Annotated in this window: 11 protein-coding genes; 5 read left to right on the forward strand and 6 right to left on the reverse strand. The window is 71.8% G+C overall.

Annotated features, from left to right (window positions below; genetic code table 11):
- The first annotated feature begins 120 nt into the window (after positions 1-120).
- Complete coding sequence (locus SMA5143A_RS36910) at positions 121-486, forward strand: cupin domain-containing protein (protein WP_107467172.1); 366 nt, start codon at positions 121-123, stop codon at positions 484-486.
- Positions 487-561: 75 nt separating this feature from the next.
- Here SMA5143A_RS36910 and SMA5143A_RS36915 read toward each other — a convergent pair whose 3' ends face one another.
- A complete protein-coding gene (locus SMA5143A_RS36915) occupies positions 562-1,521 on the reverse strand; it encodes a hypothetical protein (RefSeq protein WP_107467173.1) in 960 nt (319 codons plus the stop codon).
- 98 nt (positions 1,522-1,619) lie between these two features.
- Between SMA5143A_RS36915 and SMA5143A_RS36920 the strand changes: the two genes are divergently transcribed.
- Complete coding sequence (locus SMA5143A_RS36920; RefSeq protein ID WP_107467174.1) at positions 1,620-2,084, forward strand: SRPBCC family protein; 465 nt, start codon at positions 1,620-1,622, stop codon at positions 2,082-2,084.
- Between the two features lie 49 nt (positions 2,085-2,133).
- Here SMA5143A_RS36920 and SMA5143A_RS36925 read toward each other — a convergent pair whose 3' ends face one another.
- The 5 genes from SMA5143A_RS36925 to SMA5143A_RS36950 all read right to left on the reverse strand — a co-directional run bounded on the left by SMA5143A_RS36925 (position 2,134) and on the right by SMA5143A_RS36950 (position 9,096).
- Positions 2,134-3,723: a hypothetical protein gene (locus tag SMA5143A_RS36925; protein ID WP_375136592.1), complete on the reverse strand. Its 1,590-nt coding sequence runs from the start codon at positions 3,721-3,723 to the stop codon at positions 2,134-2,136.
- A gap of 164 nt (positions 3,724-3,887) precedes the next feature.
- Positions 3,888-4,850 (reverse strand): hypothetical protein, encoded by a 963-nt coding sequence (locus tag SMA5143A_RS44345; RefSeq protein WP_258193952.1) that lies wholly within the window; start codon positions 4,848-4,850, stop codon positions 3,888-3,890.
- Positions 4,851-4,981: 131 nt separating this feature from the next.
- Positions 4,982-5,713, reverse strand: coding sequence for a response regulator (locus tag SMA5143A_RS36935; protein WP_107467176.1), 732 nt, complete (start codon positions 5,711-5,713; stop codon positions 4,982-4,984).
- A 395-nt stretch (positions 5,714-6,108) separates the two neighbouring features.
- The gene (locus tag SMA5143A_RS36945) at positions 6,109-6,900 is read right to left on the reverse strand and encodes a sensor histidine kinase (RefSeq protein WP_107467177.1); all 792 of its coding nucleotides are present in this window, start codon (positions 6,898-6,900) and stop codon (positions 6,109-6,111) included.
- A 120-nt stretch (positions 6,901-7,020) separates the two neighbouring features.
- Positions 7,021-9,096, reverse strand: coding sequence for a DUF1996 domain-containing protein (locus SMA5143A_RS36950; protein ID WP_107467178.1), 2,076 nt, complete (start codon positions 9,094-9,096; stop codon positions 7,021-7,023).
- A 327-nt stretch (positions 9,097-9,423) separates the two neighbouring features.
- Here SMA5143A_RS36950 and SMA5143A_RS36955 point away from each other — a divergent pair, with 327 nt between their 5' ends.
- From SMA5143A_RS36955 to SMA5143A_RS36965, 3 genes are all read left to right on the forward strand, one after another.
- On the forward strand, positions 9,424-12,189 hold the full coding sequence (locus SMA5143A_RS36955) for a SpoIIE family protein phosphatase/ATP-binding protein (RefSeq protein WP_258193954.1): 2,766 nt from the start codon (positions 9,424-9,426) through the stop codon (positions 12,187-12,189).
- Positions 12,190-12,250: 61 nt separating this feature from the next.
- Positions 12,251-13,126, forward strand: a complete 876-nt coding sequence (locus SMA5143A_RS36960; RefSeq protein WP_107467179.1) for a Gfo/Idh/MocA family protein — start codon at positions 12,251-12,253, stop codon at positions 13,124-13,126.
- Positions 13,127-13,644: 518 nt separating this feature from the next.
- The gene (locus SMA5143A_RS36965; RefSeq protein ID WP_181362201.1) at positions 13,645-15,561 is read left to right on the forward strand and encodes an NHL repeat-containing protein; all 1,917 of its coding nucleotides are present in this window, start codon (positions 13,645-13,647) and stop codon (positions 15,559-15,561) included.
- The last annotated feature ends 20 nt before the right edge of the window (positions 15,562-15,581 follow it).

Genomic DNA, 15,581 nt, shown 5'->3' on the forward strand with positions numbered 1-15,581 from the left:
GACCCTCATTACACGGTCCTCACGGCACTCCGGCATCTCCTGCGCCGCCGGTCCCCCGGATGGCGGCCCCGGCTTGACGGGCGGACGATGGGGAGGTGGGACGGAACGGAAGGAGCCGCCATGCTGGAGATCAAGACGGTCGAGAAGCCGGACGAACGCCGGGACTTCCCGCGGGGGCACCTCGAAGCCGTCCACCTCACGGGGCTCGACTTCGCCGTGGGTGTCTTCGAACCGGGATGGCGCTGGTCGGAGTCGGTCGCACCGATCGCGGGCACGGACAGCTGCGAGGTCCACCACAACGGCTACGTCGCGCAGGGGCGCATGCACATCCGTATGGACGACGGCGGTGAGGGCGAGCTGGGACCGGGCGACGTCTTCGTCTGTCCGCCGGGCCACGACGCGTGGGTCGTGGGCGACGAACAGTGCGTCGTCTACGACTTCGCCGGGCAGATGGCCAAGGACTACGCCAAGGCCGCCGGTGACTGAACCGGGTGAGGGTGAGAGGGAAAGGAGGCGGGGGCGTTCGCGCCCCCGCCTCCGCCGTGTTCCGCCGTTCCCGCGCTACACCCCGTCGATCTCCTTGAGGTTCTCCAGCGTCGCGGTGGTGTCGGTCTTGAGCCAGTCGGTGACCTCCGCCACCTCCGGAAGACTGGCCGCGTCGTCGTCGTAGGACGACGCGTACGCGCTCCAGCTCATCTCGTACGTCACCCAGCCGTCGCGCACCGCGAGCGTGGCCGAGCGGCTGCCGCTGCTGTCGCCGCCGGAGGTGGTGTCCTCCGTGACCAGGTACGCCTCGTCGCCGAAGCCGCTGATCCGCTCGACCTCGTAGTCGTCGTAGCGCTGGTCGTACTCGGCCCAGCGGGCGGTGAACTCGGGGCCGGGGTCGGTCTTCTTGTGCAGCTCCAGTTCCACGGAGAAGTACGCGTCGGAGAGGGTGGAGGTCGAGGACTTCTTCAGGGAGAGACTGCAGTAGCTCTGGTCGAGGGCCTCGTGCTCCAGGGACTGGTTCACGGGGCTCGAGTCCTCCTCCGGGTACTCGTCGTCGAACGAGGAGTGCTCCACCTCCCGGCAGAGCTCGGACTTGGCCTCGTATCCGCGCAGGTCGGCCTTGTCGTCGCGGCCGAGGAGGAAGACGCCTCCGGCCCACGCGGCGGATGCCAGCACCGCGCCCACCACGGCCCAGAGCACGGCGCGTCCGGCGCCGCCCGAGCCGGGGGCGGCGGGAGCCGTGGGATAGCCGGCGGGCGGGTAGCCGCCGGGCTGCGGCTGCCCGTAGGGGTTGTGCTGGGTGGGCAGGGAGGCGGCCGGCGGGCCGAATCCGGCGGGCGACTGGGGGTTGGGGTACGGGTAGGCGCTCGGCGACGCCGGGAGCTGGGCCTGGGTCGGCGTCTGCGGCTGCGCGGCCGGCTGGGGCTGCGCGGGGTACGCCGGACCGGGCTGTCCGGGCGGGCCGGGCGGGGTCGCGGACGGCTGGTCCTGCGGCTGGGGCTGGGCCGGGGCACCCTCGGGACGTTCGGTCATCGGCTTCTCCTCATTTCGGGGGTAGGGGGGTGCTCCGGACGGGGGCGCCGGCCGTCGTCCTGGGGCGGTGGTCGGGGCCCGGTGCTTTCATGGGAGTCATGACCAGCGCGAGTGTCGTCGTGGAGCGGCGAGTAGCCGCCTCCCAGGGGCGGGTGTGGGAGGCCCTGACGGACCTCGCCGGCATGGAGCGGATGCTGAGCGGCGTCGTCAGGGTGGAGGTCCTCACCGGCGGGGGGTTCGGGGTGGGCACGCGATGGCGGGAGACCCGCCGTATGTTCGGCAAGGACGCCACCGAGGAGATGGGCGTGACCCTGAGCGAACCGCCCGAGCGCTATGTGGTGGAGGCCGAGTCCCATGGTTCCCACTACGTCTCCGCGTGGGAGCTGCGGCCCGACGGCCCCGCGTCGACGACCATCCGGATGACGTTCACGGCGGTGCCGACCGGCGCCGTCTCCGGTCTGCTGGCCAAGGTGCTGGGCGGCGTCGGTGCCCGTGCGGTGCGCAGGGCCGTCGCGAAGGACCTCGACGACGTGGCCGGGTGGCTGGAGGGCCGCAGGGGCTGAGTCCGCCCCTGCCGGCCCTCCGGTCTGCCGCCCTGCCGCGCTCGTCGTCTCACGAGTTGGTGCCGAGACCCGTGGTCACGTAGGCGCACTCGGTGTAGATGTAGCCCGACTGCAGCTTGGCGGTGTCCGAGGCGGGGCTGGAGGAGGTGCCGCCCTGCGGCTTGTGCAGGAAGTACGTGGTGCCGACCGGGAGGGTGATCGTGCGCTGCGGGTACTTCTTGCCGCCGCTGCACGGTTTGAAGTTGGGGTCGAGGGTGCGGCTCCAGTCGTAGCTGGTGCAGCCGCCGCAGCCCTTCAGGGTGAAGGTGCCGGTGACCGGGCCGGTGTACATGACCTGGATCTCGTCGGGGCTGTCGTTCTTGACCGTGACGGTGATGCTGCCGCCCGTACGGGTGGTGGGCAGCTTCTTGCCCGCCGCCGGCACCTCCTGCGCGATCTCGGCGGCGATCGCGATCTTCTTGGCGCGGGGCGCGTTCTTGTGCTTCTTGTTGGCCTTGACGAAGTCGTTCATCGAGGTGACCGCGTCGGCGAACTCGCCGTCCTCGTACTGGGACACGCCGCAGGTGTAGACGCCGGTGGAGGCGGACCGGTCGGCGCGTGCGGCGTCGTCGGCGAGGGCGTCGCCGACGCCCGCCTTCTCACCGGGCAGGCCCTTGACCTGGAGGCTGAGGGACTCCAGCTGCTGCACGGCGTTGCACGGGTCGTCGCCGCCGACGGCCTTGATCGCCTTGTCGACGGCCGTCTTGACGTCGGGCTCGACCTTCGCCGCCTGCTCGGAGTCGGGGAACTCGTTCAGCAGGTCGCGGAAGTGGTCGGTCCAGTCGCCCGTGCCGCTCGCGAGGGTGCCGGAGGCGCACTCGTACAGGGAGGTCGCGAGCCGGTCGTCGGGCCAGGTGGCCAGGGAGCCGACGTCCTTCCTGCTCAGGGTCTGCGGGACCGTGCGCAGGTACTCGAGCGGGGCTATCGCGTCGCAGTACTCCTGCTTCTCGTAGGGCGCGCCGACCGTCGTGTAGAACGTCTTCAGCCGGTCCGGGATCTTCTCGGCCGCCCGCGAGTCGGGGTGGTCGGTGCTGAGGTCGTCGTAGGCGCTCAAGGCCCTGCGGTACTCGGACTGGGTGGTGCTGAAGGACTCGCCGGAGGCCTTGCGCACGAGGTCGTCGGCGGTGTCGAGACGGTCCAGGAGCATCTGCTCGGCGGCCTCGTCCCGCGCGCTCTCGTACAGCAGGGAGCCGGCGACCGGGACGCCGAGGAGCAGGACGCCGAGCGCGATCGCGAGCGGGGATTGCGCGGGCCACACCAGCCGGTTGCGCAGGCCGACCATGGCCCCGTGGACGGCTGTGAGGACGAGGAACAGGCCGTAGACGACGAGGGTCGTGCCGGACACGCCGTCGGGGTCGGCCGGCAGCACCGTGAAGAGCAGGATGCCGGTGGCCACCCAGCACAGCAGCGTCAGCAGGGGCCGGCGCACCAGGGCGTAACCGAGGCCGAGACCGCTGAGGTTGAGCAGCCCCACGCCGATGGCGCGCCAGGGGTCGGCCGGACCGGGCGGCGGCGCCGACGGCATCGGTGGCACCACATAGCTGTGGCTCCAGCCGTCCTGGTCTCTCGTTCCGTATGGCCCGTACTGGTCTCCGGACATGTCGGATCCCCCCGTCAACTACACCCGCATGCCTACGAATTGTCAGTGTACGGCTGAAACCATATGGCGCGACAGCCGATTCCGGTCGCCAGGGGCCAAGATCGATGACCTTTCGTGACCACCGGCGCGGCAACCCTCCGGGGTGATCGCCCATCGCGGCCGCGTCAGCCCGGTGGGCTGCCGGAGGGCTCCGGGAGCGGGCCGTCGAGCGGTGTCGCCGCAGGGTCGGGCGCCCGGCGCGCGGGGGCCGCGTGGACGACGGCCACGGTCGCCGCCGCGCAGGTCAGGAGGGCGCCGGAGGCCAGGAGGGTCCACATGGGGGCCGTCGCGTCGAAGGGGGCGCGTCCGGCGTAGGCGGTCGCGGTGACGGCGCCCAGCACTGCGGCGTAACCGGCGGCCGCGGCCGCGACGACGACGCCCGCCGTACGGCGCCGCAGGGCACCCGCGTCGCACACGATCGCGACGAGGGCGAGCACCTGGAGGCCGTGCAGCCCTGTGGCGTGGGCCAGTTTGGCGCTGCCCGCCGCCCCGAACAGCACCTCCCACGGGACGCGACCCGTCTCGTCGAACGCGGCCTCGCCGAGGGCGGCCATGTCGCCGCCGATGTAGCCCGCGACCAGTACGGCGGCCAGGCCGACGCACGCCGCGACCCGGGACGCCGGGCTGCCGTAGAACCGTACGAGGACGGCGACGAGGAGCCACACCAGGCCGAGGATCAGCGGCAGGATCAGGGTGCCGATCGCGGACCAGACCGCTGCGTCCGTGTCGGTGGCCTGGTTGAAGTGGGAGGCGACTCCGCGCCAGCGCTGGGCCGAGATGAGCACGGTCTCGGCAAGGGAGGTGCCGACGACGAGGCCCGCGGGAACCCGCACCCACCAGCGGTCGGGCAGTCCGCGCAGGATCCACACCACCGACCACACCAGCACGCCGAAGGACACCCCGAACACCACCGGCTTGCGCCACGACACCGGCCCCCACCACGGACCGCCGTCCACGACCGCCACCAGACCGTGCAGGACACCGGAGGCCAGCAGCGCGGTTCCGCACCACCACAGCAGCCGCTGGTAACGGCCGACCGGCCGCACGGCACGCCCTATGTCCCCCACCAGGACGGCGCCTGTCTTCATCCCTTCCCCCCTCCCTCTCGGGCCGGCCCCGACCGTAGGGCGGCGGCGGGAACCGGGGCGTCCCCCTGCGGGGGTGCGGGGGTGTACCCCCGTGGGGGTACACCGGGCAGTGCGGGTGGGGGACCGCCGGGTCAGCGGAGGTGGGTGGTCCGGCAGTCGCCGCGTTCCATCAGGCCCGAGCGGTAGGCGAGGACGACGGCCTGGGCGCGGTCACGGGCGCCGATCTTGTGCAGGATGCGTTTGACGTGGGTCTTCGCGGTCGACTCGGCGATGTTCAGCCGGGCGGCGAGTTCGGCGTTGGACAGCCCTTCCGCGATCAGACGCAGGACCTGTGCCTCGCGGACGGTGAGGTGACGCAGCCGGGCGCGGTCCGCGGCGGCCGTGCCGGGGCGGGCGACCTCCCCATCACCCCCGCCCCCGCTGCCGCCGTCGCCGTCGCCGTCGAGTACGAAGCGTTCGACCAGGGCGCGGGTCACCGACGGGTCCAGCAGGGTGTCGCCGGCGGCCACCGTGCGGACGGCGTCGATGAGCCGCTCGGGAGCGGTGCGCTTCAACAGGAAGCCGCTGGCGCCCGCGCGCAGGGCCCGCCAGACGTAGGCGTCGTCGGGGAAGGTCGTCAGGACGAGGATCCGGGACGCCGGCCCGGCGTCGACGATCCGCGCGGTGGCCTGGATGCCGTCGATCCCGGGCATCCGCACGTCCATCAGGACGACGTCGGGGGCCAGCGAGCGGCAGAGTTCCACAGCACACAGACCGTCCCCCGCCTCCCCGACGACCTCGATGCCGGGGGCGGTACCGAGGATCACCGCGACACCGGCCCGCAACAGCGCGTCGTCGTCGGCCAGGAGCACCCGTACGGTCATGGCAGCGGCAGCTCGACGCTCAGGGCGAAGCCGCCGCCGTCCGCCGGGCCGTGGGAGACGGATCCGCCGAAAGCGACGGCCCGTTCGGTGATGCCCCGCAGTCCCCGGCCCGGCCGGTACCCCGGGTCGGGGCCCTTTGCCGCCGTCCACGATCCGTACGAGGACCGCCCTCCCGGACCGGTCCGACCGGTCCGACCGCACCGACGGCTCCGACGGCTCCAGTGGCTCCGTGCGGACGGTCACCTCGGCGGACCGGGCGTGGCCGTGGCGCAGGGCGTTGGTGAGGGCCTCCTGGACGATGCGGTGGACCGACAGCCGTATCGCACGGGGCAACGTGCCCGTCTCCGGCTCGATGTGGAGGCGTACGTCCATGCCGGCGTCGGCCAGCGGACGGATCAGTCGGGCGAGGTCGGCGGGGCCGGGTTCGGCGGGCCGGCAGGGGCGTCGGCCCCGGCGCCGGGCTCGGCGGCCGTCCCTGCACCGGGCTCGGCGTCCTCGGCACGCAGGAGGCCGAGAAGGTGGTCGAGTTCCGTGAGGGCGTCGCGGCCGGTGCGCTCGACGCTCATCAGCAGCTCACGGGTCCGGGCCGGGTCGGTGTCGAGGACCAGGCGTCCGGCGCCCGCCTGCACGAGCATGGCGTTGACCGAGTGGCCCAGGACGTCATGCACTTCCCGTGCGATGCGGACCCGTTCGGCGACGACGGCCTCACGCCGCAGCAGCTCCGCCATCTCCTCGCGCCTCCGGGCCGTGGCACGGCCCGCCCCCCACACCAGCAGCCAGACGCACACCACCGCGACCTGGGTCACGGACGAGTCGTCCTTCGGGGCGAAGTGGGCGAGGACGCCCGGCAGGACGAGAGGCGCGCCGAGCAGGGCCCGGAAGGGGGTCGCGTACAGGCCCAGGGAGTACACCCCGATCAGGTTCGCGACCGGGGTCAGCGGGCCGGGTCCCACCGACAGGGCCTCCGCGACGAGACCGGCCGAACCCAGCGCGTAGGCGGTCAGCGGGGCACTGCGTCGGAGGGCCACACCGGCGGCGATCACCGCGCTCAGCGCGAGCACCGCGGCGAGGGGGGCGTCGGTCTCCCGCTCCGCGCCCACCCTCACCGCCGTCATGGCCACCAGCAGCACGGCTGCCGCCGCCATGTCGCCCGGCGGCGGCAGCCGCCGGGCCCACCCCTTCGCCATGGTCCGCCTCGACCGTCATCCGACACGGGATCAACTCCCGTTCAAATTAACAAGGTTGGCGGGCCTTGGGGACTGGTCCGGATGGCGGAGGGGTGGCGGTACGTCAGCGGCTCCGCGGCTTCAGCTGATCGCTCCGCGCCGCACACGGCGGAGCAGGACGACACCGCAGAGCGCGAGGACACCGCCGAGCACGGCCGGCCACATCTCGGCACCGGTGTCGGCGAGGTCGCCCGCGGCCGACTGGGAGCCCGTGGATCCCTCGGCACCCTGGGAGCCGGCCTGGCCCGCGCCCGCCGCCGAGGGGATGTTCCCGGCCGGGGTCTGGTCGGCGGCCTCGTCGTCCTTGTCTTCGCCCCCGCCCTGGCCGGCGTCCTGCCCGGCGTCCTTGTCGCGCTCGCGCTGGGTCGCCTTGGGCGAGGCGAAGGTCTTGGGCGTGTCGGCCTTGTCCGTGGGCTCGCCGGCGTCACCGTTTTCGCCCTGGTTCTGACCCTGACCCTTGTCCTGGCCCTTGTCCTGGCCCTTGTCCTGGCCCTGGTTCTGGCCCTCCTGGTCGCCCGGCTGCTCCTGGCCCTGGTCCTGGTCCTGGTCCTGGTCCTGGTCCTGGTCCTGACCTTGGTCCTGGCCACCGTCCTGGTTCTGGTCGCCGCCGTCGCCCTGGTCGCCGCCGGGCTGCTCCTGATCCTTACCCTGGTCGCCACCGTTGCCCTGGTCGCCGCCGTCGCCGCCGTCACCGGCACCCTGGCCGCCGCCGAGGTCCGCCGCGTCGCACTCGCGGCCCTCGTTGATGCAGTCGACCATCTCGCGCATCAGGCCCTCGTCGAAGACGTTGATGAAGTCGCCGTGGTCGGTGATCGGCTTGTGGACCTGCTCGGGGAAGGAGTCCACCGCGAACAGCGGGGTCGTACGGCCGCCGTCCTGGAGGCTCGGGGCGTCGACGTCGTAGACGATGCGCTGGACGAGCTGGGGAATGGCCTTGAAACCGCCGGGGCAGCTGCCGTCGGCGGCGGCGAAGGCCACGTGCGTGCGGTGGTTGGCGCTGTCGATGTTGCGGCCGTCCCAGCAGCTCTGGAACTTGAAGGTGCGCACGACGTCGCTGCCGTCGGGGCAGAGCGGGTACTTGTCCTTCAGCTGCCGGTCCTCGAACCCGGTGCAGCTCCACGAGGCGTTGGCGTTGGCCGGGCCGTTGACGAACGCCTTGGCGTCACCGGTGATGATGCGCAGGAGCCGCGGCATCTCGGCGACCTCGCCCCGCGGGCTGCCCACGAAGGTCATGGTGACCTGCTTGGGGGTCACGATCTCACCGGCGTTGCCCTCGATGCCGCCGCCGGGCGAGTTGGCGTCCTGCTCGACGGTGCCGTTCTGCACACGCAGCACCGGCCAGAAGTAGGACGACTTGTCGTCCTGGTTCTCGCAGCTGGTCTCGGCGGCCGCGAGGTCCTCGTCGCTGGCGAAGGCGTTGTTGGCCTGGTTGCCGACGTAGTCGTGGAAGTGGTGGGCGCCGTTGCTGACGCCGGGGGCGACGATGACGTTGTCCGAGTTGAACACGCCGTTCGCGTTCACCCCGCAGGCGGTGGTGAAGGAGCCGCGCGAGGCGTTCTGCCCCCGGGCCCCGCCCTGCCCGCCCGGCTGGACGGAGGTGATGTCGGCGAAGTCCGCTGCCACCGGGCCGTTGCCCGCCTGACCACCGTTGCCCTGCTGGCCCTGCTGACCGCCCTGGCCCTGCTGACCCTGCTGACCGTCCTGACCCTGCTGGCCGCCCTGGTCCTGGCCGGCGCCGTCGCCGTCCTGGTCGCCGCCCTGGTCGCCCCCGTTGTCGTTGCCGGTCTCGCGCAGCGTGCAGGAGGCGAGCGAGTCGAGCCCCTCGGGGCGGTCCCCGACGCGGTCGATGGCGATCGCGATGCGCTCGATCGTCGCGGCCCGCTTCTCCTTCAGCGGGTTCATGATGGCGTTCTCCGCGAACCCGCCGTCCTGCTGCTGGGCCTGCGCGGAGTTCTGCAGCCGCTGGTAGGCCTCGGCTATCTGCCCGTCGAGCGCGGCGAGTTCGTTGTCCACGTCCCCCCGCGCGCCCTCGGGCACGTCGGTCAGCTCACTGCCGACGTCCGGGCAGTCGATCGTCGCGGCAGCGGAGTTGGCCCACTGGCCGGACTCCTCGCCACCGCCGTCCTCGGTGGCCGACGCGTAGACGTTCGCGGCCACGAGCCCGCCTCCGCCCAAGATCAGCGCGATCGCGGCGGAGGTCGCGCGCCGTGCTCCTGTCGGGCGTCTGCGCCTGGTGGTGCGTCCCACGGTGACTCCTACAACGTCGTGGTCGGTCCGGGCATATAAAACCCCGGCCTTATACGGAGCTGGAGGCCGGGGTGTTCAAGCGACTCACGGATTCACAGGAAACTCATGGGAATCGGCCTGTCGGAGGCGTTCGGGGCCGCGTGGGGCACCTTCCCGGCCGTAGGGGCGGCGGCACCGCCTGTCACAGGGCGTGACCCCCTCTCGCCTCCGGGCGCGGGGCAGTGTAGACATGGGCACATGGTCCGTCTCCTGGGTCGATCCCGTGCTCAGTCGACCCGCCGCCCCCATGGTCAGCGCGAGCAGGGCCGGGACGACGGCGCCCGGCGCGTCCCGCACGGATCCGCCGCCGACGGCCAAGGACCCCGCTGGCGGCCGCTCGGAGGTCTGCGGACGGCGCTGAGCGGGCGCAGTGTCGCCGGGCAGGTGTTCCTGCTGCAGGTCGTGATCGTGTTGGTACTGGTCGTGTCAGCCGTGGTGGCGCTGGTCCTCCAGGTACGGCACGACAGCACCAAGGAAGCCAAGAACCGTTCGCTCGCTGTCGCCGAGACGTTCGCCAACGCCCCGGGCACCCGGGAGGCGCTGAGTTCCAGCGATCCGACGGCGGTGCTCCAGCCGAGGGCGGAGGCCGCGCGGATCCAGTCCGGGGTGGACTTCATCGTCGTGATGAACACCGACGGAATCCGCTACACCCATCCGAAGCCCGACCGTATCGGCAAGCAGTTCGTCGGCACCCTCGAACCGGCGCTGAAGGGCGAGTCCTTCACGGAGGAGATCACGGGGACCCTCGGGCCGCTCGTCCAGGCCGTCGTGCCGGTCAAGGACCCGGACGGGAAGGTCGTGGGCCTGGTCTCGGCCGGGATCACCACGGAGAAGGTGGGTGGGGTCGCCGAGCAGCAGCTGCCGCTCGTGCTGGCCGCCGCGGCCGCCGCGCTCGCCCTCGCCACGGCGGGCACGGCCCTGGTCAGCAAGCGGCTGCTGCGGCAGACCCATGGCCTCGGCCCCTCCGAGATGACCCGCATGTACGAGCACCACGACGCCGTGCTGCACGCGGTGCGGGAAGGCGTGATGATCGTCGGCGGCGGGGGCCGGCTCCTCCTCGCCAACGACGAGGCACACCGCCTGCTGGACCTGCCGGGGAACGCGGAGGGGCAGGACGTCTCGGCCCTGGGCCTGGAGACGCCCATGGCCGATCTGCTGGCCTCGGGTCGGATCGCCAACGACGAGGTGCATCTGGTGGGCGACCGGCTGCTCGCGGTCAACCAGCGGCCCACCGATCTCCAGGGCGAGCCGACGGGCAGTGTCGCCACGCTCCGGGACTCCACAGAGCTGCGCGCCCTGTCGGGCCGGGCGGAGTCCGCTCGGGGCCGTCTGAAGCTGCTGTACGACGCCGGGGTGGGCGTCGGCACCAGCCTGGACGTGACCCGTACCGCCGAGGAGCTGGCCGAGGTGGCCGTCCCCCGGTTCGCGGACTTCGTGACGGTGGACCTGGCCCCCGCGGCCCTCAGCGGTGAGGAACCGGAGGCGGTCACCACGCTGCGGCGCACGGCGCTCAGCGGCATCCGCAAGGACGCACCCCTCTACAAGGTGGGCGAGAAGATCGACCTGGTCGCGTCGTCCCCGCAGGCCCTCAGCATCGAGAGCGGGCACTCGATCCTGGAGACCGACCTCAGCAGGTCGCCCGGCTGGCAGGCGCAGGACCTGGAGCGGTCGGCGCAGGTCGTCGAGTACGGCATCCACTCGCTCATCGCCGTGCCGCTGCGCGTGGGCCCCCTGGTGATGGGCGTCGCCACCTTCTGGCGCTCCCAGAAGCCGGAGCCGTTCGACCAGGAGGAGCTGGCCCTCGCCGAGGAGCTCGTCGCCCGGGCGGCGGTCTCCATCGACAACGCGCGGCGCTACACCCGCGAGCACACCATGGCCGTGACGTTGCAGCGGAGCCTGCTGCCGCGCAGTCTGCCCGAGCAGAGCGCGCTGGAGGTCGCCTACCGGTACCTGCCCGCGCAGGCCGGGGTGGGCGGCGACTGGTTCGACGTGCTGCCGCTGTCGGGCAGCCGGGTCGCGGTGGTCGTCGGTGACGTCGTCGGGCACGGGCTGCACGCGGCGGCCACGATGGGACGGCTGCGGACCGCCGTGCACAACTTCTCCGCGCTGGACCTGCCGCCCGACGACATCCTCGGGCTGCTCGACGAGCTGGTCAGCCGCATCGACCAGGACGAGGCCGAGGACGGCTCGGCCCCGATCACCGGCGCCACCTGTCTGTACGCGATCTACGACCCGGTGTCGCGGTGCTGCACCGTCGCCCGGGCCGGTCACCCGCCGCTCGCGGTGGCCCGGCCCGACGGCCGCGTCGACTTCCCGGACGTACCGGCCGGTCCCCCGCTCGGGCTCGGCGGTCTGCCGTTCGAGACGGCCGAGCTCGACCTCGCCGAGGGCAGCCGGCTGGTGCTGTACACCGACGGGCTGGTCGAGGACCGTGGCCGGGACATCGACGCCGGTCTGGAACTGCTGCGCACCGCGCTGACCGGCGCCGACACCTCCCCGCAGGGCACGTGCAGGGCGGTGCTCGACGCGCTGCCGCCGAGCCGGGCGAGCGACGACATCGCGCTGATCGTCGCCCGTACGCGGGCGCTGGACGCCGGCCGGGTCGTCGACTGGGAGGTGCCCGCCGAGCCGGCGGCCGTCGGCCGGAGCCGTGCGGACGCCACGCGGAAGCTCACCGAATGGGGGCTGGACGACCTGGTGTTCACCACGGAGCTGATCCTCAGCGAACTGGTCACCAACGCCATCCGGTACGGCAGCGGCCCCATCCGTGTCCGACTGATCCACGATCGCAATCTGATCTGCGAGGTCACGGACAGCAGTCACACCTCCCCGCACCTGCGGTACGCGGCGACGACCGACGAGGGCGGACGCGGCCTCTATCTGATCGCCCAGCTCACCCAACGCTGGGGCACCCGCTACTCCCCCACCGGCAAGACCATCTGGACCGAGCAGACACTGCCCTGAGGCACCGGGTCACCGGGCGGTCGGGGGCACGGATCACATCGCGTCGAGGAGAGACAACGGCATGCGTATCGGACTGCTCGGAACAGGCCCGTGGGCGGAGATGGCGTACGCCCCCGCGCTGAGCGCGCACACGGAGCTGGACTTCGCCGGGGTGTGGGGCCGCCGCCCGGAAGCGGCCAAGGTGCTCGCCGACCGGCACGGCGGGGTGCCGGTGTACGAGGACGTGGACGCGCTGTTCGCCGATGTGGACGCGGTCGCCGTCGCCCTGCCGCCGTCGGTCCAGGCGCCGCTGGCGGTGCGGGCCGCGCGGGCGGGCTGTCATCTGCTGCTCGACAAGCCGCTCGCCACGGACGTCACCGAGGGGCGGGCCGTCGTCGAGGCCGTCGAGCGGACCGGGGTGGCCTCGGTGGTCTTCTTCACCGCCCGCTTCCAGACCGCGATCGAGGCGTGGATCACCGAACAGGCCGAGGCCGGCGGTTGGTTCACGGGCCGCGCGGAGTGGCTGGGCTCGCTGTTCGACGGCGACAGCGACAGCCCGTTCGCGGCGTCGCCGTGGCGGCGGGAGAAGGGCGCCCTGTGGGACGTGGGCCCGCACGCCCTGTCGGTGCTGCTGCCCGTGCTCGGGGACGTGGAGGAGGTCACCGCCGTGCGCGGGGCGAAGGACACGGTGCATCTGGTCCTCGCCCACACCGGTGGGGCGTCGAGCACGGTGACGCTCAGTCTGTCCGCGCCGCCCGCGGCGTCGGGGGCGACCGCCGAGTTCCGGGGCCGGGCCGGGACGACCGTCCTGCCCTCGTCGGACGAGGGGGGTGTCGTACCGGCTCTGGTGCGAGCCGGTGACGCCCTGCTGGCCGCGGCGCGTGGCGGCCGGCCGCACCCGTGCGACGCGGCGTTCGGTCTGCGGGTGACGGAAGTACTGGCCGCCGCCGAGGTGTGACCGTGCGCCATGGTTGACCCGGCTGGACAACTCCGATGCTCAGTGCCCGGAGGGCGATCCACCGCGCAGGAGGAGTGGTGCGATCGCGGTCGAGCGGCACTCACGCGGTCCACGTCGTGACGGATGGTTGGACGGGAGCTCCCCGAAACAAATGGTGTTCCTGGTCGAGGTGTTGAGGGTTCCGGTGCGTTGTCTGGCGAGCCCGGCCTTCGGGTGCCCAAGTATTTTCATACAAAGTCGATCAGAAGTGGCTATTCTGATTCCGCCTCGAAGCACGGCGAATGAGAACGGTGGGGGGAATGCTGCCCCGGGGGCGGGGTGGTGCTATTTCTGATTCCCGAGGAAACTTCCGTGGCGCGCGTTGTCATATTATCTTGCGATCTGCGCGCCAACCTCCATGGCGAGATAAACACGCACAGTAATCGTTCCACTACATTCGGTGAATGATCTCCCGATTCTGCTGGGTAGGAACTGCACGGGAACGCTGGTCCGCGCGTTTCAGCAGAAAGGAGAACGCCATGAGTGAATCCCTCGATGTCGAGGACCCTCCGGAGTCGGTGAAGGTGCCACACATCGCCACTCTGGCGGGCAACGGCAATTCCGAGTACTCCGGTGACGGTCAGATCGCCACTGCGGCCGGAATTCAGCCCAACAGCACCGCCGTGGACACTTCGGGTAATTTTTACATCGCTGACACCGAGAACCATCGGGTGCGGAAAGTGGACGCGAAATCCCGGAAGATCACCACCGTCGCGGGGAATGGCGACCAAGACTACTCCGGAGACGACGGGCCCGCTGTCGACGCGGCCCTCAACTACCCCCGTGGTGTCACGGTCGATCCCGCGGGCAACCTCTACATCGCGGACACCGAGAACAACCGCGTACGCAGGGTCGACGCGACGACCGGCACGATCAGGACCGTCGCCGGCGACGGCACCGCTGGTTCCGGTGGCGACGAGGCAGCCGCGATCGCGGCCCAGCTCTACACCCCGTTCGGGGTCGCGTTGGACGCCGCCGGCAATCTGTACATCGCCGACACCGACAACGCCCGAGTGCGGAGGGTGGACGCGGCATCCGGGGTGATCACCACTGTCGCGGGCAACGGTGCCACCGAGTACTCCGGAGACGATGGGCCCGCCATCGAGGCGGCGCTCAACGGCCCCCGTAGTGTCATGGTCGACAGCGGAGGCAACCTCTACATCGCGGACACCGACAACCACCGCGTACGGAGGGTCAGCGCCGCGACCGGCACCATCACGACCATCGCCGGCAACGGCACCGCAGCCTTCAGCGGCGACGACGGGCCGGCCGCCGACGCCGCGCTCAACGGACCCCGTAGTGTCATGCTCGACAGCGGAGGCAACCTCTACATCGCGGACACCGACAACCACCGCGTACGGAGGGTCAGCGCCGCGACCGGCACCATCACGACCATCGCCGGCAACGGCACCGCAGCCTTCAGCGGCGACGACGGGCCGGCCGCCGACGCCGCGCTCAACGGACCCCGCGGCGTGACCTTGGATGCCTCGCGTGGCCTCCTCGTCACCGACACCGACAACCACCGCGTACGAGTGGTCACCGGTCTGTGCGCTCCCGGCGCCCCGTTCCTGGTGTATTCGGGCGGGAGGACGAGGGTGGTGCGCGGCACCGGTGCACTTGCCTGGCCGGGCGTGTACGTGAAGTCCCTCGGCGAGGGCAACGTCGCACCGCAGACGGTCCGCGTGACCCTGCCCCCGGGCAAGGGGCTGCAGTTCCACGGCAGCGGCAACCTGATCGTCCTGGGCGAGGACGAGAACGGCGCCTTCCGCCAGTTGGCCTCGTACGACGGCACGTTGTCCGATGACAAGCAGACTTTCACCACCCACGGTCCCGTCGACCTCCACCTGCACAAGGCCGGCGCCAGCAACTCGCTGCTGATCGGTGTCGTCGCCCCCGCCGACGCGGTACCCGGCGAGACGGAGCTGACCTTCACCGTGGGCGACCACCCCCCGACCGCCGCGCCCGTCGAGATCACGGCCACGTTCTCGGTGTCGCCGGGCGGAAGGACGAGGGTGCAGCGTGGCACCGGTGCGTTCGCCTGGCCGGGCGTGTATGTGAAGTCCCTCGGCGAGGGCAACGTCGCACCGCAGACGGTCCGCGTGACCCTGCCCCCGGGCAAGGGGCTGCAGTTCCACGGCAGCGGCAACCTGATCGTCTACGGCGAGGACGAGAACGGAGTCTCCCGTCAGTTGGCCTCGTACGGCGGCACGTTGTCCGATGACAAGCAGACGTTCACCACCCACGGTCCCGTCGACCTCCACCTGCACAAGGCCGGCGCCAGCAACTCGCTGCTGATCGGTGTCGTCGCCCCCGCCGACGCGGTACCCGGCGAGACGGAGCTGACCTTCACCGTGGCCGACCACCCCCCGACCGCCGCGCCCGTCGACGTCGAGTGACTGAAGGGGATACACGTGAA

It is taken from the genome of Streptomyces sp. MA5143a (genome assembly GCF_900290235.1).
Taxonomy (GTDB): Bacteria; Actinomycetota; Actinomycetes; order Streptomycetales; family Streptomycetaceae; genus Streptomyces.

What these genes read in the sequence shown, in the direction of transcription:
- SMA5143A_RS36910 (WP_107467172.1), top strand. Translation starts at nt 121, where the DNA reads ATGCTGGAGATCAAGACGGTCGAGAAGCCGGACGAACGCCGGGACTTC.
- SMA5143A_RS36915 (WP_107467173.1), bottom strand. Translation starts at nt 1,521, where the DNA reads ATGACCGAACGTCCCGAGGGTGCCCCGGCCCAGCCCCAGCCGCAGGAC.
- SMA5143A_RS36920 (WP_107467174.1), top strand. Translation starts at nt 1,620, where the DNA reads ATGACCAGCGCGAGTGTCGTCGTGGAGCGGCGAGTAGCCGCCTCCCAG.
- SMA5143A_RS36925 (WP_375136592.1), bottom strand. Translation starts at nt 3,723, where the DNA reads ATGTCCGGAGACCAGTACGGGCCATACGGAACGAGAGACCAGGACGGC.
- SMA5143A_RS44345 (WP_258193952.1), bottom strand. Translation starts at nt 4,850, where the DNA reads ATGAAGACAGGCGCCGTCCTGGTGGGGGACATAGGGCGTGCCGTGCGG.
- SMA5143A_RS36935 (WP_107467176.1), bottom strand. Translation starts at nt 5,713, where the DNA reads ATGACCGTACGGGTGCTCCTGGCCGACGACGACGCGCTGTTGCGGGCC.
- SMA5143A_RS36945 (WP_107467177.1), bottom strand. Translation starts at nt 6,900, where the DNA reads ATGGCGAAGGGGTGGGCCCGGCGGCTGCCGCCGCCGGGCGACATGGCG.
- SMA5143A_RS36955 (WP_258193954.1), top strand. Translation starts at nt 9,424, where the DNA reads ATGGTCCGTCTCCTGGGTCGATCCCGTGCTCAGTCGACCCGCCGCCCC.
- SMA5143A_RS36960 (WP_107467179.1), top strand. Translation starts at nt 12,251, where the DNA reads ATGCGTATCGGACTGCTCGGAACAGGCCCGTGGGCGGAGATGGCGTAC.
- SMA5143A_RS36965 (WP_181362201.1), top strand. Translation starts at nt 13,645, where the DNA reads ATGAGTGAATCCCTCGATGTCGAGGACCCTCCGGAGTCGGTGAAGGTG.